This window comes from Modicisalibacter sp. 'Wilcox' (assembly GCF_010993675.1).
Lineage (GTDB): Bacteria > Pseudomonadota > Gammaproteobacteria > Pseudomonadales > Halomonadaceae > Modicisalibacter > Modicisalibacter tunisiensis.
The window spans coordinates 39,565-62,870 of record NZ_WNXF01000017.1; the positions used below are offsets into that span (position 1 = coordinate 39,565).

23 protein-coding genes are annotated in these 23,306 nt (G+C 66.3%); 18 read left to right on the top strand and 5 right to left on the bottom strand.

Going from position 1 to position 23,306, the window contains the following annotated elements; translation table 11 throughout:
• The first annotated feature begins 114 nt into the window (after positions 1-114).
• A complete protein-coding gene (locus G7A98_RS14480; RefSeq protein WP_110062492.1) occupies positions 115-1,494 on the top strand; it encodes an L-serine ammonia-lyase in 1,380 nt (459 codons plus the stop codon).
• A gap of 170 nt (positions 1,495-1,664) precedes the next feature.
• Positions 1,665-2,402 carry a Crp/Fnr family transcriptional regulator gene (locus G7A98_RS14485; protein ID WP_163650390.1) on the top strand — a complete coding sequence of 246 codons (738 nt, stop codon included), beginning with the start codon at positions 1,665-1,667 and terminating at the stop codon, positions 2,400-2,402.
• On the opposite strand, the gene G7A98_RS14490 is transcribed toward G7A98_RS14485, so the two are convergent.
• Complete coding sequence (locus G7A98_RS14490) at positions 2,388-3,290, bottom strand: LysR substrate-binding domain-containing protein (protein ID WP_110062490.1); 903 nt, start codon at positions 3,288-3,290, stop codon at positions 2,388-2,390. The two genes, G7A98_RS14485 and G7A98_RS14490, sit on opposite strands and share 15 nt — an antisense overlap.
• A 146-nt stretch (positions 3,291-3,436) precedes the next feature.
• Here G7A98_RS14490 and G7A98_RS14495 point away from each other — a divergent pair, with 146 nt between their 5' ends.
• On the top strand, positions 3,437-4,546 hold the full coding sequence (locus G7A98_RS14495; protein ID WP_110062489.1) for an S-(hydroxymethyl)glutathione dehydrogenase/class III alcohol dehydrogenase: 1,110 nt from the start codon (positions 3,437-3,439) through the stop codon (positions 4,544-4,546).
• A 129-nt stretch (positions 4,547-4,675) separates the two neighbouring features.
• A complete protein-coding gene (gene fghA, locus G7A98_RS14500) occupies positions 4,676-5,530 on the top strand; it encodes an S-formylglutathione hydrolase (protein ID WP_163650391.1) in 855 nt (284 codons plus the stop codon).
• Between the two features lie 112 nt (positions 5,531-5,642).
• Here fghA and G7A98_RS14505 read toward each other — a convergent pair whose 3' ends face one another.
• Both G7A98_RS14505 and G7A98_RS14510 read right to left on the bottom strand, forming a co-directional pair.
• Positions 5,643-7,085 (bottom strand): multicopper oxidase domain-containing protein, encoded by a 1,443-nt coding sequence (locus tag G7A98_RS14505; protein WP_205596282.1) that lies wholly within the window; start codon positions 7,083-7,085, stop codon positions 5,643-5,645.
• A 128-nt stretch (positions 7,086-7,213) separates the two neighbouring features.
• Positions 7,214-8,098 carry a helix-turn-helix domain-containing protein gene (locus G7A98_RS14510; protein ID WP_163650392.1) on the bottom strand — a complete coding sequence of 295 codons (885 nt, stop codon included), beginning with the start codon at positions 8,096-8,098 and terminating at the stop codon, positions 7,214-7,216.
• A 167-nt stretch (positions 8,099-8,265) separates the two neighbouring features.
• On the opposite strand from G7A98_RS14510, the gene pobA reads away from it, so the two are divergent.
• The gene (gene pobA / locus G7A98_RS14515) at positions 8,266-9,450 is read left to right on the top strand and encodes a 4-hydroxybenzoate 3-monooxygenase (protein ID WP_163650393.1); all 1,185 of its coding nucleotides are present in this window, start codon (positions 8,266-8,268) and stop codon (positions 9,448-9,450) included.
• A gap of 132 nt (positions 9,451-9,582) precedes the next feature.
• On the top strand, positions 9,583-10,428 hold the full coding sequence (locus tag G7A98_RS14520) for an ion transporter (protein WP_163650394.1): 846 nt from the start codon (positions 9,583-9,585) through the stop codon (positions 10,426-10,428).
• Positions 10,429-10,645: 217 nt separating this feature from the next.
• Here G7A98_RS14520 and G7A98_RS14525 read toward each other — a convergent pair whose 3' ends face one another.
• Entirely contained in the window at positions 10,646-11,020 is a 375-nt protein-coding gene (locus tag G7A98_RS14525) for a hypothetical protein (RefSeq protein ID WP_163650395.1), read from the bottom strand.
• A gap of 38 nt (positions 11,021-11,058) precedes the next feature.
• Complete coding sequence (locus G7A98_RS14530) at positions 11,059-11,469, bottom strand: hypothetical protein (RefSeq protein WP_163650396.1); 411 nt, start codon at positions 11,467-11,469, stop codon at positions 11,059-11,061.
• 181 nt (positions 11,470-11,650) lie between these two features.
• Here G7A98_RS14530 and G7A98_RS14535 point away from each other — a divergent pair, with 181 nt between their 5' ends.
• From G7A98_RS14535 to G7A98_RS14590, 12 genes are all read left to right on the top strand, one after another.
• Entirely contained in the window at positions 11,651-11,989 is a 339-nt protein-coding gene (locus tag G7A98_RS14535; RefSeq protein ID WP_240464761.1) for a PepSY domain-containing protein, read from the top strand.
• Positions 11,990-11,996: 7 nt separating this feature from the next.
• Positions 11,997-12,668, top strand: a complete 672-nt coding sequence (locus tag G7A98_RS14540; protein WP_163650398.1) for a response regulator transcription factor — start codon at positions 11,997-11,999, stop codon at positions 12,666-12,668.
• Positions 12,665-14,041, top strand: a complete 1,377-nt coding sequence (locus tag G7A98_RS14545) for a HAMP domain-containing sensor histidine kinase (protein WP_205596283.1) — start codon at positions 12,665-12,667, stop codon at positions 14,039-14,041. The genes G7A98_RS14540 and G7A98_RS14545 overlap by 4 nt, the downstream gene beginning before the upstream one ends.
• Before the next feature lie 78 nt (positions 14,042-14,119).
• The gene (locus G7A98_RS14550) at positions 14,120-15,076 is read left to right on the top strand and encodes a sugar-binding transcriptional regulator (RefSeq protein WP_163650399.1); all 957 of its coding nucleotides are present in this window, start codon (positions 14,120-14,122) and stop codon (positions 15,074-15,076) included.
• Between the two features lie 154 nt (positions 15,077-15,230).
• The gene (locus G7A98_RS14555) at positions 15,231-16,541 is read left to right on the top strand and encodes a sugar ABC transporter substrate-binding protein (RefSeq protein WP_163650400.1); all 1,311 of its coding nucleotides are present in this window, start codon (positions 15,231-15,233) and stop codon (positions 16,539-16,541) included.
• A 126-nt stretch (positions 16,542-16,667) separates the two neighbouring features.
• A complete protein-coding gene (locus G7A98_RS14560) occupies positions 16,668-17,519 on the top strand; it encodes a sugar ABC transporter permease (protein ID WP_205596284.1) in 852 nt (283 codons plus the stop codon).
• Between the two features lie 8 nt (positions 17,520-17,527).
• Entirely contained in the window at positions 17,528-18,349 is an 822-nt protein-coding gene (locus G7A98_RS14565; RefSeq protein ID WP_163650402.1) for a carbohydrate ABC transporter permease, read from the top strand.
• A 106-nt stretch (positions 18,350-18,455) separates the two neighbouring features.
• Complete coding sequence (gene ugpC / locus G7A98_RS14570; RefSeq protein ID WP_163650403.1) at positions 18,456-19,601, top strand: sn-glycerol-3-phosphate ABC transporter ATP-binding protein UgpC; 1,146 nt, start codon at positions 18,456-18,458, stop codon at positions 19,599-19,601.
• A gap of 10 nt (positions 19,602-19,611) precedes the next feature.
• Positions 19,612-20,283 (top strand): HAD-IA family hydrolase, encoded by a 672-nt coding sequence (locus G7A98_RS14575; RefSeq protein ID WP_163650404.1) that lies wholly within the window; start codon positions 19,612-19,614, stop codon positions 20,281-20,283.
• A 27-nt stretch (positions 20,284-20,310) separates the two neighbouring features.
• The gene (locus tag G7A98_RS14580) at positions 20,311-21,099 is read left to right on the top strand and encodes an L-iditol 2-dehydrogenase (RefSeq protein WP_163650405.1); all 789 of its coding nucleotides are present in this window, start codon (positions 20,311-20,313) and stop codon (positions 21,097-21,099) included.
• A gap of 2 nt (positions 21,100-21,101) precedes the next feature.
• Entirely contained in the window at positions 21,102-21,725 is a 624-nt protein-coding gene (locus G7A98_RS14585; RefSeq protein ID WP_163650406.1) for a nucleoside triphosphate hydrolase, read from the top strand.
• Between the two features lie 76 nt (positions 21,726-21,801).
• On the top strand, positions 21,802-23,289 hold the full coding sequence (locus tag G7A98_RS14590; protein ID WP_163650407.1) for a mannitol dehydrogenase family protein: 1,488 nt from the start codon (positions 21,802-21,804) through the stop codon (positions 23,287-23,289).
• Positions 23,290-23,306 lie beyond the last annotated feature (17 nt).

Consider the following 23,306-nt stretch of genomic DNA (forward strand, 5'->3'; position numbering starts at 1 on the left):
ATTCTCCGTTGTCCTCCGTATAAACGCCGCGCAACCTAGAGTCAATGGCGGTGCTTTGGCGCCGGGTTTAGCCAATCTGATTCATCCGACTGTCGCGACGACAAGGGAGGCAACGTGGCCATCAGTGTATTCGATCTGTTCAAGGTGGGGATTGGCCCGTCCAGTTCGCATACCGTGGGTCCCATGCGTGCCGCTCACGATTTCGTCGAGGCATTGCGTGCCCGCGATGCGTTGTCGCGCGTGACTCGCGTCGAGGTTCATCTTCACGGATCGCTCTGCGCCACCGGCGTAGGCCATGGTACGGACCGTGCGGTGATCATGGGGCTCATGGGCGAGCGTCCCGAGAGTATCGACCCCGACATCGTGCCCGCCTGCATCGAGGAACTGCACGAATCGCAGACCCTGCTGCTGGGCGGCCAGGTGCCGGTATCGTTTCCCTGGTCGCGGGACATGCAATGGCACGAGAACTCGCTCGACTATCATCCCAATGCGCTGCGCCTGATCGCGCATGCGCACGACGGAGAGTGCTATCGCAACACCTATTATTCGGTCGGCGGCGGTTTCGTCATCGATGAGGCCCAGGCCGCCAATGGCGCGCTGGATACCGACACCACCACGTTGCCCTATGACTTTGCGACGGCGGATGAATTGCTGTCGCTGTGCCGCATCCATGGGTTGCGCATCTCCGAGCTGATGCTCGAGAACGAGAAGGCCTGGCGCGACGAGGCCAGCGTCCGCGATGCGCTGTGGCATATCTGGGAGGCGATGAAAGCCTGCGTCGACAACGGCCTGCGTCACGATGGCGTCCTGCCCGGTGGGCTCAACGTCAAGCGCCGTGCCAGTGCGCTGCATCGGCGTCTGCAAGCGGCCAAAGACGACACTAGCGTGATCGCCTCGACATTTTCGGCCATGGACTGGGTCAACGTCTTCGCCCTGGCGGTCAACGAGGAAAACGCCGCCGGCGGGCGCATGGTCACCGCGCCAACCAACGGGGCGGCGGGCATCGTGCCGGCGGTCTTGCACTATTACATGCGTTTCCAGCCCGGTGCCTGCCAGCGCGATGTCGTCGACTTCCTGCTGGCGGCGGGAGCGATCGGCATTCTGTGCAAGAAGAATGCCTCGATTTCCGGCGCCGAGGTCGGCTGTCAGGGCGAGGTCGGATCGGCCTGCGCGATGGCCGCCGCCGGACTGGCCGAGGTCATGGGCGGAACGCCCGCCCAGGTGGAGAACGCCGCCGAGATCGGCCTCGAGCACAACCTGGGATTGACCTGCGACCCCATCGGGGGCCTGGTGCAGGTCCCTTGCATCGAACGCAATGCCATCGCCTCGGTGAAGGCGATAAACGCCGCGCAGATGGCGCTTGGCGGCGATGGCGAGCACTTCGTTTCTCTCGACCGGGTCATCCGCACCATGCGCGATACAGGGCGTGACATGCAGGACAAGTACAAGGAGACCTCCCGCGGCGGCCTGGCGGTCAATGCCATCGAATGCTGAAGCCTGCTTGCTCGATCAACCCTTTGGGACGCCGCTCGGCGTCCTTTTTTTGTTTCGGGATCGCGCCGTCGCGCCTGGTATGGTTTTATTTCGTCGGAACATGTCGGGCACCGGCGTTCTTCTGGATGCCCGACGCACCATCTAGGGATCGAGAAGATAAAAGGTCGCTCATGAGCGAAAACGATAGCTGCATCATCCGCCATTTTCGGCACTACGCCAATCTATCCGACAGCGATGAGGCCTTGCTGGATTCGCTGGAGCGTGAGCCACGTGAGGTCGCCCGTGGCGAGTCACTCTGGCAGACCGACGATCCGGCGGGTCGGTTCTGCACGCTTTCCAAGGGCTGGGCATACTCCTTCCGGGATATGGAGGACGGCTCGCGTCAGATTCTGGAGATCTACCTGCCGGGCGACGTCATCGGTCTGCGCGAGTTCGCCTTTCATGAACGTCTGGCGGGCGTGACGATGATCGACGACGGTGTCGTCTGTGACTTCCCGCATCGGCGCTTGATAGAGGTGTTTCGCGAATCCTTCACGCTGTCGATGATCTTCTTCGCCGTGTCCTCGCATCAACAGGCCCTGCTGACCGAGCGCCTGGTCAATCTGGCACGGCGCAGCGCGCGTCAAAAGATCGCGCACTTGATCTACGAAATGTACATGCGCCTGCAGCGCATCATGCCGCATTCCTCGCGGCGCTTTCGCCTGCCGCTGTCGCAGCAGCAGCTCGGCGATGCGCTGGGACTGACCTCGGTACACATCAGCCGCACCCTGAGCGGCTTTCGCGAAAAGGGCATCCTGCTGCGTGACCGCCAGTGGGTGGAGCTGCTCGACCCCGACGCACTGGCGCGTGAGGGCGAGTTCGCCGGAAGGTACCTGCGCGATGGTCTGGGACCGTTATCGGGGGAATGAACCTTCCCCTTGAAGCGTCGCCGGCAGGTGATCGACTAGAAAATCGACGAACTGACGCACCTTGGGCGAGAGGTGCCGGTGGCGCGGATAGATCGCCCACACCGCGGTGTCGGTGAATTGATAGGCATCCAACACCGGCACCAGTTGCCCGTGCGCCAAGTACGGCGCCACGTAGTAATCCGGTAACTGCGCCAGCCCCAACCCTTTCAAGACCGCATCGAGCAACGCCGGCCCTGAATTGGCACGCCAGCGGCCCTCGACGCGGACTTCCCGGCGCTGACCGTTGACCTCGAACAGCCAACTATCGCGGGAGCCGCGCAGGCAGTTGTGATGAGACAGCTCGGCCAACGAATGTGGCGGTGCGGCGCGCTCGAAGTATTCCCGCGCGCCGACGACGTATTCGCGACGCTCGCATAGCCGCCGTGCGATTAGGCTCGAGTCACGCAGCACGCCCATGCGAATGGCAACGTCGAAACCTTCCTCGATCAACTCGACCTGACGGTTGGTGAAGTGCATGTCGACTTCGAGCTGTGGATGCAAGCGCTGGAAATCGTTGACCAGCGGGGCGATGTAGCGCTCGCCGAAGGTGGTGGCACAGGTCAGCCGCAAGGTGCCCTTGGGCCGAGACTGGAAGTCGACGATGGCCTCCTCGGCCTCGCGAAAACCGTCGAACAGGTGGCGGCAATGCCGGTAGTAGAGCGCGCCGGCATCGGTGAGGCGCGTCTGGCGCGTGGTGCGATACAAGAGCGTCGTGCCGAGCTGGCTTTCGAGTTGCCCGATCAAGCGGCTCACATGGGACGTGGAAACCTGCAGATGACGGGCCGCGGCGGAAAACGTGCCCAGTCGGGCAACTTCGATGAAGGCTTCGATGCGATCCCAGCGCTGCATTGTTGCTCCATGGCAATAATGTTGTGACGTCGTAAGCATTTATCCAGGCGCGCCGATTGCCTAGACTGGAGGGGTTAACCCCGCGCGCCTGGATTGCCTTTGCTGGTGCCTCGCGCGCCGCCACGATCGACGAAGGAGAATACCTGATGAAATCACGCGCCGCTATCGCTTGGGAAGCCGGCAAGCCGCTGGAGATTGCCGAGATCGACGTCGAGGGTCCCAAGGCCGGCGAGGTCATGGTGCAGATCAAGGCGACCAGCGTCTGCCATACTGACGCCTTTACCCTCTCCGGGGCCGATCCGGAGGGCAATTTCCCGGCGGTGCTGGGTCACGAAGGGGCAGGCGTCGTTCAGGAAGTCGGTGAGGGCGTCACCAGCCTCAAGCCTGGCGATCACGTCATTCCGCTGTATACCGCCGAGTGTGGCCAGTGCAAGTTCTGCCTCTCGGGCAAGACCAACCTGTGCAGCTCGGTTCGCGCGACACAGGGCAAAGGCGTGATGCCCGATGGCACCTCGCGCTTTTCCAAAAACGGCCAATCGCTGCATCATTACATGGGTTGCTCGACGTTCAGCGAATATACCGTGCTGCCGGAAGTCTCGCTGGCCAAGGTCTCGCCCGAGGCGCCGTTGGACAAGATCTGCCTGCTGGGTTGCGGTGTCACCACGGGCATCGGCGCGGTGATGAATACCGCCAAGGTCGAGCCGGGTGCCACTGTTGCCGTGTTCGGGCTCGGTGCCATCGGCCTGGCCGTCATCCAGGGCGCGCAGATGGCCAAGGCGAGCCGGATCATCGCCATCGACGTCAATCCGGACAAGTTCGACCTGGCACGTCAGTTCGGGGCGACGGAATTCGTCAATCCCAAGGACTACAGCGATCCGATCCAGCAGGTCATCGTCGACCTGACCGATGGCGGCGTCGATTACTCTTTTGAGTGCATCGGCAACGTCAACGTCATGCGCTCGGCGCTGGAGTGCTGCCACAAGGGCTGGGGTGAGTCGATCATCATCGGCGTGGCCGGGGCCGGCGAGGAAATCTCCACAAGGCCGTTCCAACTGGTCACCGGGCGCGTCTGGAAGGGTTCCGCCTTCGGTGGCGTCAAGGGCCGCAGCGAACTGCCGGGCTACGTCGACGACTACATGAACGGCAAGCTCAAGATCGATGAGTTCGTCACCCAAGATATGGCGTTCGAGGAGATCAACGAAGCGTTCGAGTTGCTGCACGCCGGCAAGAGCATCCGTACCGTGCTGCACTATTGATTCGTCGCGCCCGGTACCGCGCGACAGGCGCTTGGTATGTGCCTGTGGTGATTCGTCGCGGCCGGGCGCGCCCCGACGTCGTTCCATCCGCCGGCGGCTCGATGCCGTCGGTTTCTTAGGGAGAGAACCATGACCATGTCCGAATCGCTGGAGCTGGTCTCCGCCACCAAGTCGTTCGGCGGTTGGCTGAAGCGCTACAAGCACCACTCACGTGCGCTCGACTGCGATATGATCTTCGCCATTTATCTGCCGCCTCAGGCGGAAACCGACAAGGTGCCATTGTTGTGGTGGCTCTCGGGACTGACCTGCAACGACGAAAACTTCATGCAAAAGGCGGGCGCGCAACGCGTGGCAGCTGAGCTTGGCATGGCCATTATTTGTCCAGATACCAGCCCTCGCGGCACCGATCTCCCCGGTGAGCACGATAGCTATGACTTCGGCTCCGGCGCGAGCTTCTACGTCAATGCTAATCAGGCGCCGTGGTCCAAGCACTATCGCATGTACGACTACGTTACCGAGGAGCTGCCTTCGGTGGCACGTCAGCATTTCCCGCTCAACGGGCGGGAAGCCATCAGTGGACATTCCATGGGCGGTCATGGCGCGCTGGTGCTGGCCTTGCGTCAACCTGGACGTTACGCCTCGGTCTCGGCATTCGCCCCGGTGGTCAATCCCATCGTCTCACCCTGGGGGCAGAAGGCCTTCACGGCCTATCTCGGCGAGGATCATGGCAAATGGACGCAATACGACGCCTGCGAACTGATTGCCAAGGGGGCCTCGCGCCAGCCTTTGTTCATCGATCAGGGCGAAGCGGATAACTTCCTCGACGAACAGCTCATGCCTGAGCGTATCGAAGCTACTTGTGAGAAGCATGATCATCCGCTGACACTCCGTCGTCAGCCGGGCTACGATCATAGCTACTTCTTCATCGCGACTTTCATCGAAGAGCACCTGCGCTACCACGCCGAGCATCTCAAGCGCCACTGATTGCCCTCGCGTGATTGTCGAACCGCCGCCCCGCCTCAGGAGTGGGGCGGCGGTGCTGTATCTGCCGTGATCCATGGGCCGACCAGTCTTGAACGGCCGGCCTCGAGCAGCTTCAGCTTACGGAGAACTGCCCCATCATCCCGTTATCCTCGTGCTCAAGGATATGGCAGTGATACATGAAGGGGAGGGTTTCCGCCGGCTGTGTAAATTTCACGAGCAGTTCGACGGGTTCCTGAACCACGATGGTGTCCCTGAGGCCCTGGTCTCGAACATCCGGAAGCGAGCCGTTTCGGCTCAGAACGGTAAAGTGCACGCCATGAATGTGGAACGGGTGCACCATCATCGCTGATGAGACTTCCCAGATTTCTACATCGCCGAGGCCGATGCGCTGATCGATCCGTCCCCTGTCGAAAGAGCGCCCATTGATGCCGAAACTTCCCGATCTGCCGCTCATCATTTGTCTCATGTCCATGGTCATTTCGAAGTGGCGCCGCCGGATGGCCTGGGAGGCCTCGAGGTGTGCATGGCTCGAGAGCTGTTCTGGAATCTGGATGGGGGAGGCTTCAGCGCCCTGGGGTTCGAATCTGACAACGGCCTCTTTTTCGGCGCCGGCGCTGCGTGACCTCATCATGGAGGTACTGCTGTTCTGTCCTGTCTCCAGAGTCGTAGGACGCCCATCGGAGAAGTCGACCAGGATTTCAACCCGCTCGCCTGGTGCCAGGTGTAGTGAGCGCAATTCAACGGAGTTCTCAAGCAGGCCAGCTTCGGAAGCCACCCAGTGAAAGGATCGGCCGTCCGAGAAGGACAGGTTGAAGAACCTTGCATTGGCCCCGTTCAGCAGACGCAGCCGCACCAGCCGGCGAGGGACTCGGGCAAATGGGTTGACCGTTCCATTCACCACCAGGGTGTTGCCTTGACGCCCATGCATCATCGTCATCATGCCCTGTGGAATCGTAAGGACGCCATCCTCGAACTGCCGGTCCTGAAGTACCAGGGGAATATCATCGATGCCATATTCCGAGGGAAGCCCCAAGGCCTTTTCCTCGTCATCGGTCACGATCATGAGGCCGGCCAGACCGGCATAGACCTGCTCCGCAGTGCGGCCATAGGCATGCGAGTGATACCACAGGGTTGCGGCCGGCTGACGGATAGGCAGTACCGGCCGCCAGGTAGCTCCATTCGCGATGGGCTGGTGGGGGCCGCCATCCAGCTCGCCGGGAATCAGCAAGCCATGCCAATGAACGGTGGTATCCTCACCCAGGGTATTGCTGACGGCGACCTCGACGTCATCGCCACGATGGACGCGTAGCGTCGGGCCAAGATAGCTTCCGTTATAGCCAAGCGTCTCGCTTTCTCGCCCAGGATAGAACGAGGTTTTCCCCGGTTGCGCCTTCAGTGAAATCGATTGGCCGTGATTGCGAGCATCAATCAGCTCGGGAATCTTCAGCTCGCTGGGCTCGTTGGCTATTGCCTGGCGCCAGGCAAAAGGGCCCACCAATGCAGCACCTCCTGCCAGAGACGTTGCAGCAAGGAAGGATCGGCGTGTCAACATCATGAACGGTCACTCCTGGAAATGCGTCGAGAAAGCGGGGGATGGGGTGAGCCAACGATATCGCCGCGTCCTGTTTTCTCAAAGAGGTCGGCCACAAGGCGGCACTCCTTGGCGATCCGCAAATTTGCCATTCAACGCGACTGTCGGAAGGCCTTGGGCGATTGCCCGCTCAGGCGCTTGAAGAAGCGCGTGAAGTAGGCCGGCTCGGAAAAGCCCAGCTGGTCGGCGATCTGGCCGATGGTCATGTTGGTGTAGGTCAGCTGGCGCTTGGCCTCGAGCAGCAGGCGTTCGTGCAGCAGCTGCAGGGCGCTGCGCCCCGCCAGGCGGCGGCACAGGGTGTTGAGGTGCGCACTGGTGATGCCCACCCGGGCCGCGAGGTCGTCGATGGTGGGCTGCTCGGCGTAGTGGTCGTCGATCAGTGCCAGGAACTGTTCGAGGTGCGCCCGCCCCCGGTCCTGACGCAGTGTGGCGTGCCGCGTGCGCCGCCGTGACGCGCGTCGGGCCACCTGTACCGCCAGTGCCTGCATCAGGGCATGCAGCAGCGGCTCGCGCCCGGGGGCCGGGCGGTGATACTCGCCGACGAGGGTCTCGATCAGCGTGGCGATGGGGCTCGCCTCCGGCTGGTCGGCCAGTGGGTAGTGAGCCGCCCGCGAGAAGACCTCGCCGAGTGCTGCCAGGCGCTCGCGCAGGTGGCCGGCCAGCGGCGGCGCCAGGCTGATGATGTGCCCGTCGGTGTCCGTCGAGAAGCGAAAGCCGTGGATCACCACCGGCGGCACGATGATGACCTGCGGGCCGTCGAGGCGGCGTTCGTCCTCCTCGAGGGTGAGGCGTACCTCGCCGTGGCGGATGTGCAGCAGGTGCAGCAGATCGGCATGGCGGTGCGGCTTGATGTGCCAGTCGTGCAGGCGGCTGCACGCGGCGATCGACTCGCAGTGCAGCAGGTCGGGCGTCGGCCAGCGGCCGGTTTCGCCGTAGAGTTGAAAGACGGGGACGCGGTCGTCCGGCGAGTTCTGCATGGCGTACCGTTCGTGGAAGCTCCGACCAAAGTCAGGGGTGGTTCTTGTAAAAGTCCAAGGCTGGACAGGGATTTTGCCTTACTCGGGATGCGGAATCGATGAAAAATGCAATTCATCGACGCCGCGGCCGAGCTTGCCGTGGCGAGTGCAGCTATGGAGGCAGAATCATGAAGACACAGGTGGCCATTATCGGGGCGGGTCCGTCCGGCTTGCTGCTCGGGCAGTTGTTGCAGCGCCGGGGTATCGACAACGTGATTCTCGAGCGGCGCAGCGGCGAGTACGTGCTGAGCCGCATTCGTGCCGGCGTGCTGGAGCAGGGCATGGTCGACCTGCTGCGCGAGGCCGGGGTCGATGAGCGCATGGACGCCGAGGGGCTGCCCCACGACGGCTTCGAGCTGGCCTTCGACAACCGTCGCGTGCGCGTCGACCTGGCCGAGCTCACCGGCGGCAAGCGGGTGATGGTCTACGGCCAGACGGAAGTCACCCGCGACCTGATGGCGGCGCGTCGGGAGGTCGGTGCCACCACCATTTACGAGGCGGAGAACGTGCAGCCGCACGACCTGGAGACCGACCATCCCTACGTGACCTTCGAGAAGGACGGCGAGACGCTGCGCCTCGACTGCGACTACGTGGCCGGCTGCGACGGCTATCACGGGATCTCGCGGCGCTCGATTCCCGCCGATCGGCTCAAGACCTTCGAGCGGGTCTACCCGTTCGGCTGGCTGGGCCTGCTGGCCGACACGCCGCCGGTCTCGGACGAGCTGATCTACGCCACCCATGACCGCGGGTTCGCGCTGTGCAGCATGCGTTCGGCCACCCGCAGCCGCTACTACGTCCAGGTCGATGCCGACGAGAAGGTGGAGGACTGGTCCGACGAGCGTTTCTGGAACGAGCTGGCCTCGCGCCTGCCCGACGACGTCGCCGCCAACCTGGTCACCGGGCCTTCGCTGGAGAAGAGCATCGCCCCGCTGCGCAGCTTCGTCGCCGAGCCCATGCAGCACGGCCGGCTGTTCCTGGTCGGTGACGCCGCGCACATCGTGCCGCCGACCGGTGCCAAGGGGCTCAATCTGGCCGCCAGTGACGTCAGCACGCTCTACCGGCTGCTGGTCAAGGTGTATCACGAGGGGCGCGACGACCTCATCGCCCGTTACTCCGAGGTCTGCCTGCGGCGTATCTGGAAGGCCGAGCGCTTCTCCTGGTGGATGACCTCCAACCTGCACACCTTCTCCGAGGAAGAGGATTTCAACCGGCGCATCCAGCAGGCCGAACTCGACTACTACACTCGCTCGCGGGCTGGGCTGACCACCATCGCCGAGAACTACGTGGGGCTGCCCTACGAAGCCCTGGAGTGACCAGGAGGGCAGGCATGGCGCTTCCGATTCGCCGGCAGCCGGGCCGGCGGGTCGTCAGGGGCGGGCGACGGGGGTATCCTGCGAACATGCCCGGACCCTCGATCACTCGCCCCGGAGTCGCTTGCGCCGCCCATGGAAGATCGCATCACGCCGTTTCAGCTGTTCATCCTGGTCCTGTCCTTCTACGTGCTCGGCGCGCTGATCGCCGATACCTTCTTCACGCTTTCGCCGGAAGTCTCGCGCCTGCTGCAGTACATCGACCTGCTGGTCTGCGTGTGCTTCTTCATCGACTTCTGCCTGCGCTTTCGCGCGGCGAAGAACAAGTGGCACTACATGCGCTGGGGGTGGATCGACCTGCTGGCGAGCGTCCCCGCCGGCTGGCTGATGGGGGCCAAGGCGTTCCGTGTGGTGCAGCTGATTCGGCTGCTGCGAGCGCTGAAGTCGATGCAGCTGATCTGGCGGATCCTTTTCCGCAATCGCGCCAAGGGCTTCTTCGCCTCGGCGGCCACGGCGACGCTGCTGCTGGTGGCGTTCGGCGCGCTGACCATGCTGCTGGTCGAGAGCCCCAATCCCGACAGCCCGATCGACACCGCCGAGGAGGCGCTGTGGTGGGCGATCGTCACGGTGACCACGGTAGGCTACGGCGACTACTATCCGGTGACGACGCTGGGGCGGGTCGTGGCGGTGTTGCTGATGGTCTGCGGGGTGGGGCTGTTCGGCAGCTTCGCGGCCTATATCAGCTCGCTGTTCCTGGCCGACCAGGGCGAACGCGAGTCGCGCCAGCACCGCGCGGACCGCGAGATGATGCGCCATCTCAACCAGCAGGTGGCGGTCCTCAACGAGGAGGTCCGGACCCTGCGGGAAATGCTGGCGCGACGCTACCCGGAAATGGCGCCGCCGGATCCGCCGGACGAGGCGCCGCCCGCGGAGCCGGCCGACGACTCGGTGGCGGCCTCGGAGACCTCGCATCGCCGGTGATGCGAAATGGCTATCTTTCCTATTCTGACAATGTATTGGAACTATAAGTCGCGGCGGGCGAGACTTTCCGGGTCCGGGATCCACGCCGGACGCCCGGATGGCGTTTCCACGGCATCCGCTTCCCTGTGCCTCGGCCCGCGCAACCCCTGCGCGGGCCTTTTTTGTTGCCTCGCACCGTCACGCTGCCCGGGCCGGTAGTGACACTCGCAGCGTGCGCTCAGTCGCGTGGCCCCCGTACCTGGTAGTCGCCCTCGAGAACCTGGTGATTTCCGCTGTGGTCGGCGTCATGGCGGTAGGCGGTATTGCCGCCGATATCGCGGGCATGGCCGGCCCGGTAGGCCTCGGCCTGTTTCTTCAGGCGATGGCGAATCAGCGGCATCATCAGCCAGCCCGCCACCAGAAAGACCAGCCCCAGCAGGGAGCCCAGCACCATCAGGGCGCCGAACAGCAGCCAGGTGACGACCAGCCGCAGGCCGCCGGTGGCCGACGACGGGCGAGCGCGATGCGCCCGCTGCTGCCAGTTGCGTGCCGCCTGCCAGGCGGCATTGTGACGCTGGCTGCGCGCATTGAGGGTGTCGTGATGGTCCGTCATGGTTCACTCCGGTAGCCGGTAAGGAGGTCGAGGCGCGGTCAGGCCGCGTCAATGGAAGCCGTCGGGCTGTCGAGTTCGGCATGGCCCGTGGCGTCGACAGCGAGAGACGCCAATTGTTGCACGGGGGCGTGACGGGCCGCGTCGAGGGCGCGGGTGAATGCGGTGCCGGACAGCTGCCAGCCGGCGATGCCGTCGACCCGGCCGGTCAGCGACCCGTCGCGCACCAGCCGCTCGGTCGAGGCCTGCCAGGCGTCGTCGCGCCGCCCCTCCAGTGCCAGATGGCCGGGACGGGCATCGAGCTGCCGATAGGCCAGGTGACCCTGCGGCTCGCCCCGGGCGAGCAGGGCGTCGAGCCTGTCGGAGGCGAGACCGCCCTCGTCGGCCAGGGCCAGGCCGGAAAGTCCGCCGGTGAAGGCGACGGGGAGCATCATCAGGCGCAGGGGTGTCATGGCGAGTCTCCTTGTCGTGCAACGAATGCCGATGCGTCGGTCCGCCGGGCGGTGACCGTCGGCGTCATGACCCGTTGTACGCCGCGCCACCTTGCCGTGAGCTGAAGAATGCATTCATGGTGGGTTCATGCGGCCGGACGATTCATCAGGCGTTCAGGCGGGCGCTGGCAGGATGGGGGCCATGAACGCATGCAACCGCATCCTGGCGGCCGGTGTCGTCGTGCTGGGCACGACGCTGGTCAGCCTGCCCCCGGCCGCGGCCGAGGATGACTGGCACGGCCTGCACGACGCCGTCCGCGCCGGTCGGCTGGTGGCGCTGCCCGGCGTGCTCGACTGGCTGCAGCAGCGCTACGCGGGGCAGATTCTCGAGGTCGAGCTCGAGCACGAGGACGACGCCATCCGTTACGATATCGAGATGATCGGCCCCGACGGACAGCTGGTCGAGTTCGTCTTCGACGCCGCGACCGGCGAGCTGGTCGACAGCCGGGGGCCGGATATCGAAGCCATGAAGCGACGCTGACAACACCATGAAGATTCTACTGGTCGAAGACGATCGGGCACTGGCCGAGGCGCTCGGCGAGGCCCTGCGCGATGCCGGCCTGCTCGTGGAGATCGCCGGCACCGGCGGCGAGGCCGACTTCCTGGTGCGCACCGAGCGCTACGATGCCGTGGTGCTCGACCTGGGGCTGCCCGACGGCGACGGCACCCGCTGGCTGGGGCAGTGGCGCGACGCCGCCATCGACCTGCCGGTGCTGGTGCTCACCGCCCGCGAGCGCTGGTCGGACAAGGCGGCGGGCTTCTCCGCCGGTGCCGACGACTACGTCACCAAGCCGTTCGAGACCGCCGAGGTGCTGTTCCGCCTGCGGGCGCTGGTACGGCGCAGCCACGGCCATGCGCATCCGGTGCTGACGCTCGGCGAGCTGACCTACGACACTCACTCCGCCAGCGTCAGCGTCGCCGGGCGGCCGGTGACGCTGACCGCGCAGGAGTCGCGGCTGCTCGCCTACCTGATGCATGCCGCGCCGCGCATCGTCAGCCGTGCCGAGCTCGCCGAACACGTCTACGACCGTGATCAGGAGCCCGACTCCAACGTCATCGACGTGCAGATCAGCCGGCTGCGCCGCAAGCTGGGCAGCGGGCGCATCGAGACGCTGCGCGGTCAGGGCTATCGCGCCGTGGCCCTCGAGGACGAGGGGTGACGGCACGCCTGCGCGCCTGGCTGGCGCGGCCGGCCGGCTGGACGCTGGGCCAGCGGCTGCTCGCCGCGGCGCTGGCGCTGGTGCTGGTGGTGTTGCCGCTGGCCGGGCTGGGGCTGGCCTACAACTTCCGCGAATCGGCGACCGCCGCCTTCGATCAGCGGCTGTCCTCGCTGCTGCAGGTGGTGCTGGCGGACCTTGGCTACGATGCCCAGCACGACCAGCTGACGATGACGCGCTCGCTGGGCGATGCGCGCTTCGAGCGGGTGTTCTCCGGCTGGTACTGGCAGGTCACCGACCGCCACGACACCGCGCTGGTCTCGCGCTCGCTGTGGGACCAGCGGCTGCCGGTGACGACGGTCGACGGGGTCAGTGTGCGCAATATCCGGGGGCCGCGCGGCGAACTGCTGCGGGTCATCGAGCGCGATGTGCGGCTGCCGGGCTGGCCGCGCCCGCTGCACGTCAGCGTGGCCGTCTCCCGCGAGGAACTCGATGCCGAGGTGGCGCGCTTCGAGTGGCTGCTGGGCCTGTCGCTGCTGGCGCTGGGGGCGCTGCTGCTCGGCGGGCTGGCGCTGCAGATTCGCTGGGGACTGGCGCCGTTGCGGCGCCTGCATGCGGATCTCGAGCGCGTCGAGTCCGGCGCCGGCGAGCGTCTGGATACCCGTCTGCCCGGGGAGCTCAGCGAACTGGCCGGGGCCATGAACGAGGTGCTCGAGCGCGATCGCCGCTTGATCGAGCGCGGCCGCAGTGCCGCCGGCAACCTGGCGCATGCCCTGAAGACCCCGGTCAGCGTGCTCAGGACCGTCTCCGAGCGCCTGCCCGAGGCCCAGCGCCGCCAGGTGCACGACGAGCTGGGGCGCATCGACGAGGCGGTACGCCACCATCTTGCCCGAGCCTCGGCGGCGGGTGGCTCGACACTCACCGGCCGGGTCCGGGTCGGCGAGGCGGTCGCCCCGGTGGTCGACGGCCTGGCACGGCTGGCCGGTCGTCGCGGGATCGCCCTCGAGCGCGAGCTCGATCCCGAACTGACGGTGCGCATGGACCCGCAGGACCTGCAGGAGCTGGTCGGCAACCTGCTCGACAATGCCCTGCGCTGGGCGCGTTCGCGGGTGCGGCTGAGCCTGCACGAGGAGGCCGGCACGGTGGTACTGTGCATCGAGGACGACGGCCCGGGAATGACCGCCGAACAGCGTCGCGCGGCCCTGGCCCGTGGTGCCCGCCTCGACGAGCACCGCTCGGGCTCGGGGCTGGGCCTGGCGATCGTCGAGGACCTGATGGGTCTCTACGGCGGTTCGCTGAGCCTCGAGACGGCCTCGCTCGGCGGCCTGGCGGCCCGGGCCGTGCTGCCCGGCGGGCGAGCGCCGGGGCGGCGCTGAGGCCCGGCGTGGTGTAGGGTATCGCCGCATTCGTCAGCCTGATGGCCGAAATCACTCGCCAGGAGGATTCTCTGCGGCATGGACAAGTACGAACGCAAGCTCGACCAGGCGGCGCGCGCCGCCTGGCTCTCCTACGTGGGCGGACGCACCCAGGACGAGATCGCCGGCCAGCTGGGCGTGTCGCGCCCCGGCGTGCAGCGCCTGCTGGCGCTGGCGCGTCAGGAAGGGCTGGTCAAGGTGCACATCGACCACCCGCTGGCCAACTGCATGGCCATGAGTGAAGCGCTGGTGTCGCGGTTCGGTCTGGCCTTCTGCGACGTGGTGCCCGCCGACCCCGAGCATCACGACGACAGCGCGGCCTTCCTCGCCCTGGCCGGTGCCGAGCGGCTGTCGCGTTACATCGATCGCGACCAGCCGTTGACCCTGTCGCTGGGCACGGGGCGGGTGGTGCGTGCCACGGTCGAGGCGCTCAGCCGCCTCGAGCGCCCGCAGCACCGCTTCGTCTCGCTGGTGGGCAACGTCGCCCGCGACGGCTCGGCCAACCGCTACGACGGCGTCATGGTGCTCGCCGACAAGACCGGCGCCGAGCGCTTCCTGCTGCCGGCGCCGGTGGTCGCCGCCTCGGTGACCGAGAAGGAGGCGCTGCTCGCCCAGCACCTGGTCCAGGCGGTGAGTGCGGTGGCCATGCAGGCGGAGGCCGGCTTCATCGGCATCGGTCGCATCGATCCGCAGGCCACGCTCTTTCAGGACCACTTCATCAGCGCGGCGGAACTGACCGAGCTGCTGGAGGCGGGGGCGGTGGGCGAGCTGCTGGGCTGGCCGATGGACGCCCGCGGCGAACTGATCGACTGTCCGATCACCCGACGGATCACCAGCCTGCCGCTGGAGCGGCTCGCCGGGCAGACGCTGGTCGGGCTGGCCGGCGGGCGCGACAAGGGGCCGGCGATTCTCGCCGCGTTGCGCGGCGGCTGGCTGCAGGGCCTGGTCACCGACGAGGCGGCGGCGCGCTACATTCTCGAGCAGGGGGAGCCGTGACGCCGCGGCCGACGAGCGCGGCCTCGTCGGGCGACGTGCGGCCAAAGTCTAAGGGCGGCGGTTTGCTTTTTTTGGGGTCGTAAATGATCATTTGAAAGGTCATTGAGTAGATTGATCAAAAACAAGCCCAACAATCTCCTCCAAGGAGCGCGACATGCGGTTACAGCACGCCATCATTCCGCTGGCGGGAGCCATGGCCCTGGCTTCCGTCTCCGCCAATGCCGAGACCATCACCGTGGCCACGGTCAACAACAACGACATGATCATCATGCAGGGGCTGACCGACGAGTTCGAGAAGGCCCACCCGGACATCAAGCTCGACTGGGTGGTGCTCGAGGAAAACGTCCTGCGTCAGCGCCTGACCACCGACATCGCCACCGACGGCGGCCAGTTCGATGTCATGACCATCGGCACCTACGAGGTCCCGATCTGGGCCAAGCAGGGCTGGCTGACCCAGCTCGACAACCTGCCCGAGGACTACGACAAGGCCGACATCCTCAAGCCGATCCGCGACGGCCTGAGCCATGACGGCTCGCTCTACGCGCTGCCGTTCTACGGCGAGAGCTCGATGATGTACTACCGCAAGGACCTGTTCGACAAGGCCGGCATCGAGGTCCCCGAGCAGCCGACCTGGGACGAGGTGCACGACTGGGCGAGCCAGGTCAACGACCCCGACAACGGCGTCTACGGCATCTGCCTGCGCGGCAAGCCGGGCTGGGGCGAGAACATGGCCTTCCTGTCGACCCTGGTGAACACCTACGGCGGCCGCTGGTTCGACGAGGACTGGCACCCCGAGATCGACTCGCCGGCCTGGCACAAGGCGATCAACTTCTACGTCGACCTGATGAACAACTACGGTCCGCCGGGGGCGACCTCCAACGGCTTCAACGAGAACCAGGCGCTGTTCTCCAGCGGCAAGTGCGGCATGTGGGTCGACGCCACCTCCGCCGCGGGGCGCATCTACAACCCCGACGAATCCCAGGTCGCCGACGAGCTGGGCTTCGCCCCGGCGCCGATCGCCGAGACGCCCAAGGGCTCGCACTGGCTGTGGTCGTGGGCGCTGGCGATTCCCAAATCGTCCCACGCCAAGGACGCCGCGCAGACCTTCATCACCTGGGCGACTTCCAAGGACTACGTGAAGCTGGTGGGCGAGAAGAAGGGCTGGACCAGCGTGCCGCCGGGCACCCGTGAATCCACATATCAGAACGCCAATTACCAGAAGGCGGCGCCCTTCGCCGACTTCGTGCTCAAGGCGATCCAGACCGCCGATCCCACCGATCCGAGCGCCAAGCCGGTGCCCTACACCGGGGTGCAGTATGCCGACATTCCCGAGTTCCAGGCCATCGGCACCCAGGTCGGCCAGATGATCGCCGCCGCCCTGGCCGGGCAGCGCAGCGTCGATCAGGCCCTGAGCGCCGCCCAGCGTGCCGCCGATCGCACCATGCGCCAGGCCGGCTACTACTGATCAGGCAAATGCACGGCCTGCGTGCCGTGTCCTTGGCCGGGGCCCGCCCCCGGCCCCTTTCCCCAGTCACGTTTTCAGATGGGTTCAGCCATGCGCGATAGAGCTTCCGGCCGCACCGTCGGAGGGATGCGTACGCTCTTCCTCCAGGCGCCCGCGGTGTCCATGCTGCTGCTGTGGATGCTGGTACCGCTGGGCATGACCCTGTGGTTCTCCTTCCAGCGCTACAACCTTCTCAACCCGATGATTTCCGGCTTCGCCGGACTCGACAACTACACCTACCTGCTCACCGACCCGGCGCTGTGGACGGCGATGGGCAACACCCTGCTGCTGGTCGGCTGGGTGCTGGCGATCACCGTGGTCGGCGGCACGCTGCTGGCGGTGCTCTTCCAGCAGGAATTCTTCGGCCGCGGCATCGCCCGGCTGCTGGTGATCGCGCCGTTCTTCGTCATGCCCACGGTCAGCGCGCTGATCTGGAAGAACATGATGATGCACCCGGTCAACGGGGTACTGGCCTGGCTGTTCAACCTGTTCGGCTTCCACGCCGTCGACTGGTTCTCGTCGCTGCCGCTGACCTCGATCGTGATCATCGTCTCCTGGGAGTGGCTGCCGTTCGCGCTGCTGATCCTGCTCACCGCCATCCAGTCCCTTGACGACGATCAGGTCGAGGCGGCGCGCATGGACGGTGCCGGCCCCATCGCGATCTTCTGGTTCATCACCCTGCCGCACCTCAAGCGGGCGATCAGCGTGGTGATCATGATCGAGATGATCTTCCTGCTGACGATCTTCGCCGAGATCTTCGTCACCACCTCGGGCGGCCCGGGGCTGGCCTCGACCAACCTGGCCTACCTGATCTACATCCGCGCGCTGCTCGACTTCGACGTGGGCGGGGCCTCGGCCGGCGGCGTCATCGCCATCGTCCTGGCCAACATCGTGGCGATCTTCCTGGTCCGCACCGTGGCCAAGAATCTCGAGACCTGAGGTGGACCATGAATCAGACACTCTCCAAGAAACTCGTGCTCACGCTGCTGGCCTGGTTCATCGCGCTGGTGGTGTTCTTCCCGATCTTCTGGATGATCCTCACCAGCTTCAAGACCGAGGGCGAGGCGGTGGCCACGCCGCCGAGCCTGTTCTTCGACCCGACCCTGGCCGGCTATCACGAGGTCATGGCGCGGGCCGACTACGTCAAGTTCGCCCTCAACAGCGTGATCGTCTCGGTCGGCTCGACGCTGCTGGCCTTGCTGGTGGCGGTCCCGGCGGCCTACTCGATGGCCTTCCTGCCCACGCCGCGCACCCGCGGCACCCTGCTGTGGATGCTCTCCACCAAGATGCTGCCGCCGGTCGGGGTGCTGATGCCGATCTACCTGATCTTCCGCGATCTGGGGCTGCTCGACAGCCTGACCGGGCTGACCATCGTCTACATGCTGATGAACCTGCCGATCGTGGTGTGGATGCTCTACACCTTCTTCAAGGACGTGCCCAGGGACATCCTCGAGGCGGGCCGCATGGACGGTGCCGGCACCCTGCAGGAGGTCCTCTACCTGCTGATGCCGCTGACCCTGCCGGGCATCGCCTCCACTGGATTGCTGTCGGTGATCCTGAGCTGGAACGAGGCCTTCTGGAGCCTCAACCTGACGACCTCCGACGCGGCCCCGCTGACCGCCTTCATCGCCTCGTTCTCGAGCCCCGAGGGGCTGTTCTGGGCCAAGCTCTCCGCCGCCTCGACGATGGCCATCGCGCCGATCCTGATCCTGGGCTGGATGACCCAGAAACAGATGGTTCGCGGTCTCACCTTCGGTGCGGTGAAATAGGCTTCGACGATGCGGCATCGCCGATCCTCGGCTGGAGCTCTCGAATACAGGCAGAAACAGAGGGTCCGTGGCCTGACCTTCGGCGCCGTCAAACAAGGAATTCACCATGGCAACGCTCGAACTCAACAACATCGTCAAGGAATTCGGCGACACCCAGGTCATCAAGGGGATCGACCTGGAGGTCAAGGACCGGGAATTCGTGGTCTTCGTCGGGCCTTCCGGCTGCGGCAAGTCGACCCTGCTGCGCATGATCGCCGGGCTGGAGAGCGCCTCCAGCGGCGACATCAAGGTCGACGGCCAGCGCATCAACGAGGTCGGCCCGGCCGAACGCGGTCTGGCGATGGTCTTCCAGAGCTACGCGCTCTATCCGCACATGACCGTCGAGGACAACATGGGCTTCAGCCTGCGCCTGGCCGGCGTGTCCAAGGCCGAGCGCCGTCAGAAGGTGCTCGAGGCGGCGCGCATCCTGCAGCTCGAGAACCTCCTCGATCGCAAGCCCAGGGCCCTGTCTGGCGGCCAGCGCCAGCGCGTGGCGATTGGCCGGGCGATCGTGCGCAATCCCAGCATCTTCCTGTTCGACGAGCCGCTCTCCAACCTCGATGCCGCGCTGCGCGTGCAGATGCGCATCGAGCTGGCGCGCCTGCACGACGAGCTCGACGCCACCATGATCTACGTCACCCACGACCAGATCGAGGCGATGACCATGGCCGACAAGATCGTCGTGCTGCAGGGCGGAGTGGTCGAGCAGGTCGGCTCGCCGATGGAGCTCTACCACCACCCGCGCAACCGATTCGTGGCCGGCTTCATCGGCTCGCCGAAGATGAACTTCGCCGATGTCGAAGTGCTCGACGCCAACGCCGAGGGCGTCTCGGTACGCCTGCCCGGTGGCGGCGAGTGCCGGGTGCCGGTCGACGGCAGCGACTGTCGGTCCGGCGATACCCTGACCCTGGGTATCCGCCCCGAACACCTGACCCTCGATGACCGCGGCCCGCTGAGCGGAAAGATCGTGGTGATCGAGCGCCTCGGCGGGGTCACCTCCCTGTATCTGGACGCCGATGGCGGCGAATGGATCCTGGTGGCCGACGGTGACGTCAGCCATCGCGTCCACGACGAGGTTCGCTTCAGCTTCGAGCCGGGCCGCGCGCACCTGTTCGCGGAAGACGGCCTGGCGCTGGCGAGCCTCGAGCGTCACCCGCTGGTCAACGTCGAGCGCAAGGAGAACCGCGCCTCGCCGTCCGGCAATGACCGCTGAGGAGGCGCACGTGGATCTGCTGATCTTCGACTGCGACGGCGTGCTGGTCGACAGCGAGGCGATCGCCGAGGGCGTGCTGCGCGAACGCCTCGCCGCCTGGCTGCCCGACCTCGCCGCCGAGCACGAGCTGCGCCTGGCGCTGGGCATGACCACGGCGGCGATCCTCGAGCACCTGGAAGGGCTCAGCGCCCACCGCCTGCCCGGCGATGCCCTGGCGCGTATCGACGCGGCGATCGAGGCCCGCCTGGCCGAGGAGCTCGAGGCCATGGCCGGGGTTGCCGAGGCGATCGACGCCCTCGACCTGCCGCTGGCGATCGTTTCCAACAGCAGCCGGCGGCGGGTGCTGGCCTCGCTGGCCAGCACCGGGCTCGACGCCCGGCTGGGGCAGGCGCCGCTGTTCACCGCCGAGCAGGTGGCCCGTCCCAAGCCGGCGCCGGATGTCTATCGGCTGGCGGCGCGCAGCCTCGATGTCGCGCCCGGCGACTGCCTGGTGGTCGAGGACAGTGTCTCGGGGGCGCAGGCGGCCCGGGCCGCGGGCATGACGGTCATCGGCTTCACCGGCGCCAGCCACATCGAGGACGGCCACGCCGAGCGGCTGCGCGAGGCCGGCGCCCGGGACGTGCTCACGCACATGACGCAACTCGGCGACTGCGTCGCCCGCTGGCGGCAGCGCCGCGGGTGACGACGCCACCATCGACAAGGACATTCCATGAAACTCGACAAGCGTACGGCAGTGGTAACCGGCGGGGCGCGCGGCATCGGTCTGGCCATCGCCACCCGCTATCTGGAGGAGGGCGCCCGCGTGGCGATCGCCGACATCGATCTCGCCGCCGCCGAGCGGGCGGTGGCCGAGCTCAAGGCCGTCCGCGGCAGCGACGCACCGGTGATGGCGGTGGCGCTCGACGTCTGCGACGCGGCCTCGCGTGAGGCGATGATCGACACCGTCGAGGCGCAGCTGGGGCCCATCGACATCCTGGTCAACAACGCTGCGGTGTTCGACATGGCGCCGGTGCTGGAGGTCAGCGAGGCCAGCTACGACCGGCAGTTCGGGGTCAACGTCAAGGGCACCTTCTTCACCCTGCAGGCGGTGGCGGCGCGCATGGTCGCGCGCGGCGAGGGCGGCAAGGTCATCAACATGGCCTCGCAGGCCGGGCGGCGCGGCGAGGCGCTGGTCAGCATGTACTGCGCCTCCAAGGCGGCGGTGATCAGCCTGACTCAATCCTGCGGGCTTGACCTGATCAAGCACCGCATCAACGTCAACGGCATCGCTCCCGGCGTGGTCGACACGCCGATGTGGGACGAGGTCGATGCCCTGTTCGCCCGCTACGAGGATCGCCCGCCGGGCGAGAAGAAGCGCCTGGTGGGCGAGGCGGTGCCCTACGGCCGCATGGGCCGCCCGGAGGATCACGTGGGGGCGGCGGTGTTCCTGGCCAGCGACGACAGCGACTATGTCGTCGCCCAGACCCTCAACGTCGACGGCGGCAACTGGATGAGCTGAACATGAATCCGAATATCCAAGACATGGCGGCGCATCTTCTCGACATGGCCGCCGACAGCGAACGCTTCATCGTTGCGATGGCCGGGCCGCCCGCCGCTGGCAAGTCGCTTCTCTCGGAGTGGCTGTGCCGCGAGATCAACGAGCGACGGCCAGGCATCGCCGCGGTGGTGCCCATGGATGGCTATCACTTCGACAATGCGGTGCTGGAACGCCAGGAAATGGTGCCCATCAAGGGCGCGCCGGAGACCTTCGATGTCGATGGCCTGCATCAGGATCTGATGCGTATCCGGCGTGCGGACAAGAGTGTCGCCGTGCCGGTGTTCGATCGACCCCTCGACCTGGCGCGTGCCGGCGGACGCCTGATCACCCTCGAACACCGCATCGTCATCGTCGAGGGCAACTACCTGCTGCTCGAGCGCGACCCCTGGCGCGAGCTGCATCCGCTGTTCGACATGACGCTGTTTCTGGAAGTGGCCGACGAGGTGCTCGAGGCGCGCCTGATCCAGCGTTGGCTGGACATGGGCCAGGATCGCCAGGCCGCCTTCGCCAAGGCCTGTCAAAAGGACATGCTCAATGCGCGGCTGATCAAGGCCGAGTCGATACAGCCCGACCTTCGCTGGAGCTAGGGCAGTCGCCGACCGCGCTCGCCTCAGCCCCCGTTCACTCATTCTCGATTGCCGCTTGCGGCAAGGAGTGCCCTTCATGTCCACTCTCAGCAATGCCACCCTGGATCGTCTCGGTCCGCCGGTGGCCGTGCCCGCCTACGACCGGCGTCGGGTGACGCCGGGCATCGTTCATTTCGGCGTGGGCGGTTTCCACCGTGCCCACCAGGCGATGTACCTGGATGAACTGATGAATCGCGGCGAGGCGCTCGACTGGGGCATCGTCGGCGTCGGCGTGATGCCCGGCGACACGCGCATGCGCGATGCCCTGGCCGCGCAGGACCACCTCTACACCCTGGTGGTCAAGCACCCCGACGGACGCTACGAGCCGCGGGTGATCGGCTCGATCGTCGACTATCTCTACGCGCCCGACGATCGCGAGGCGGTAATCGAGCGCATGGCCGACCCGGCGACGCGCATCGTCTCGCTGACCGTCACCGAGGGTGGCTACAACTTCCATCACGTCACCGGCGACTACGACCTGAGCCAGCCCGACGTCGCCCATGATCTCGCCGAGCCCGACGCGCCGCGCACTCCGTTCGGGCTGGTGGTCGCCGCCCTGCGCCGGCGTCGCGAGCGCGGCATCGCGCCGTTCACGGTGATGTCCTGCGACAACATCCAGGGCAACGGCGACGTCGCCCGCAAGATGTTCACCGCCCATGCCCGGGCGCTCGACGCCGAGCTGGGCGCTTGGCTCGAGACCGAGGTGAGCTTTCCCAACGCCATGGTCGATCGCATCACCCCGGTGACCACGGCCGACGACATCGCCGCACTGAGTGAACGCTTCGGCATCGACGACCGCTGGCCGGTGGTCTGCGAGCCGTTCACCCAGTGGGTGCTCGAGGATCAATTTCCCCTGGGCCGCCCGCCGCTCGAGCGGGTCGGCGTGCAGATGGTCGACGACGTGATTCCCTACGAGCTGATGAAGCTGCGCCTGCTCAACGCCAGCCACCAGGCACTGGCCTACTTCGGCTATCTGGCCGGTTACCGTTACGCCCATGAGGTCTGCCAGGACCCGCTGTTCGTCGAGTTCCTGCTCGACTACATGACCCGCGAGGCCACGCCCACCCTCGCGCCGGTGCCGGGCGTCGATCTCGCCGCGTACCGCCAGACGCTGATCGAGCGCTTCGCCAACCCCGAGATCCGCGACACCCTGGCGCGGCTGTGTGCCGAGAGTTCCGACCGGATTCCCAAGTGGCTGCTGCCGGTGATCCGCGAGCAGCTCGAGCGCGGCGGCGAGTTCCGGCGCAGTGCCGCGGTGGTGGCGAGCTGGGCGCGCTACGCCGAGGGCGTCGACGAGCAGGGCGAGCCGATCGAGGTGGTCGACCGGCTCAGGGACGAGCTGATGACGCTCGCCGCCGACAATCGCACGCGGCCCGCGGCCTTCATCGAGAACCGCCGGCTGTTCGGCGATCTGGCCGACGACGAGCGCTTCCGCGAGGCCTATCTCGGGGTCCTGGCGAGTCTGCACGCCAAGGGCGCGCGGGCCACCCTGGAGGCCCTGGCCGGCCGCCACGGCATTTCCTGATCGCATCCCGCTCCCCA

Bases quoted from the DNA above. Each gene is read 5' to 3' on its own strand.
- G7A98_RS14485 (WP_163650390.1), top strand. From the start codon at position 1,665: ATGAGCGAAAACGATAGCTGCATCATCCGCCATTTTCGGCACTACGCC.
- G7A98_RS14490 (WP_110062490.1), bottom strand. From the start codon at position 3,290: ATGCAGCGCTGGGATCGCATCGAAGCCTTCATCGAAGTTGCCCGACTG.
- G7A98_RS14495 (WP_110062489.1), top strand. From the start codon at position 3,437: ATGAAATCACGCGCCGCTATCGCTTGGGAAGCCGGCAAGCCGCTGGAG.
- fghA (WP_163650391.1), top strand. From the start codon at position 4,676: ATGACCATGTCCGAATCGCTGGAGCTGGTCTCCGCCACCAAGTCGTTC.
- G7A98_RS14505 (WP_205596282.1), bottom strand. From the start codon at position 7,085: ATGATGTTGACACGCCGATCCTTCCTTGCTGCAACGTCTCTGGCAGGA.
- G7A98_RS14510 (WP_163650392.1), bottom strand. From the start codon at position 8,098: ATGCAGAACTCGCCGGACGACCGCGTCCCCGTCTTTCAACTCTACGGC.
- pobA (WP_163650393.1), top strand. From the start codon at position 8,266: ATGAAGACACAGGTGGCCATTATCGGGGCGGGTCCGTCCGGCTTGCTG.
- G7A98_RS14520 (WP_163650394.1), top strand. From the start codon at position 9,583: ATGGAAGATCGCATCACGCCGTTTCAGCTGTTCATCCTGGTCCTGTCC.
- G7A98_RS14525 (WP_163650395.1), bottom strand. From the start codon at position 11,020: ATGACGGACCATCACGACACCCTCAATGCGCGCAGCCAGCGTCACAAT.
- G7A98_RS14530 (WP_163650396.1), bottom strand. From the start codon at position 11,469: ATGACACCCCTGCGCCTGATGATGCTCCCCGTCGCCTTCACCGGCGGA.
- G7A98_RS14535 (WP_240464761.1), top strand. From the start codon at position 11,651: ATGAACGCATGCAACCGCATCCTGGCGGCCGGTGTCGTCGTGCTGGGC.
- G7A98_RS14540 (WP_163650398.1), top strand. From the start codon at position 11,997: ATGAAGATTCTACTGGTCGAAGACGATCGGGCACTGGCCGAGGCGCTC.
- G7A98_RS14550 (WP_163650399.1), top strand. From the start codon at position 14,120: ATGGACAAGTACGAACGCAAGCTCGACCAGGCGGCGCGCGCCGCCTGG.
- G7A98_RS14555 (WP_163650400.1), top strand. From the start codon at position 15,231: ATGCGGTTACAGCACGCCATCATTCCGCTGGCGGGAGCCATGGCCCTG.
- G7A98_RS14560 (WP_205596284.1), top strand. From the start codon at position 16,668: ATGCGTACGCTCTTCCTCCAGGCGCCCGCGGTGTCCATGCTGCTGCTG.
- G7A98_RS14565 (WP_163650402.1), top strand. From the start codon at position 17,528: ATGAATCAGACACTCTCCAAGAAACTCGTGCTCACGCTGCTGGCCTGG.
- ugpC (WP_163650403.1), top strand. From the start codon at position 18,456: ATGGCAACGCTCGAACTCAACAACATCGTCAAGGAATTCGGCGACACC.
- G7A98_RS14580 (WP_163650405.1), top strand. From the start codon at position 20,311: ATGAAACTCGACAAGCGTACGGCAGTGGTAACCGGCGGGGCGCGCGGC.
- G7A98_RS14585 (WP_163650406.1), top strand. From the start codon at position 21,102: ATGAATCCGAATATCCAAGACATGGCGGCGCATCTTCTCGACATGGCC.
- G7A98_RS14590 (WP_163650407.1), top strand. From the start codon at position 21,802: ATGTCCACTCTCAGCAATGCCACCCTGGATCGTCTCGGTCCGCCGGTG.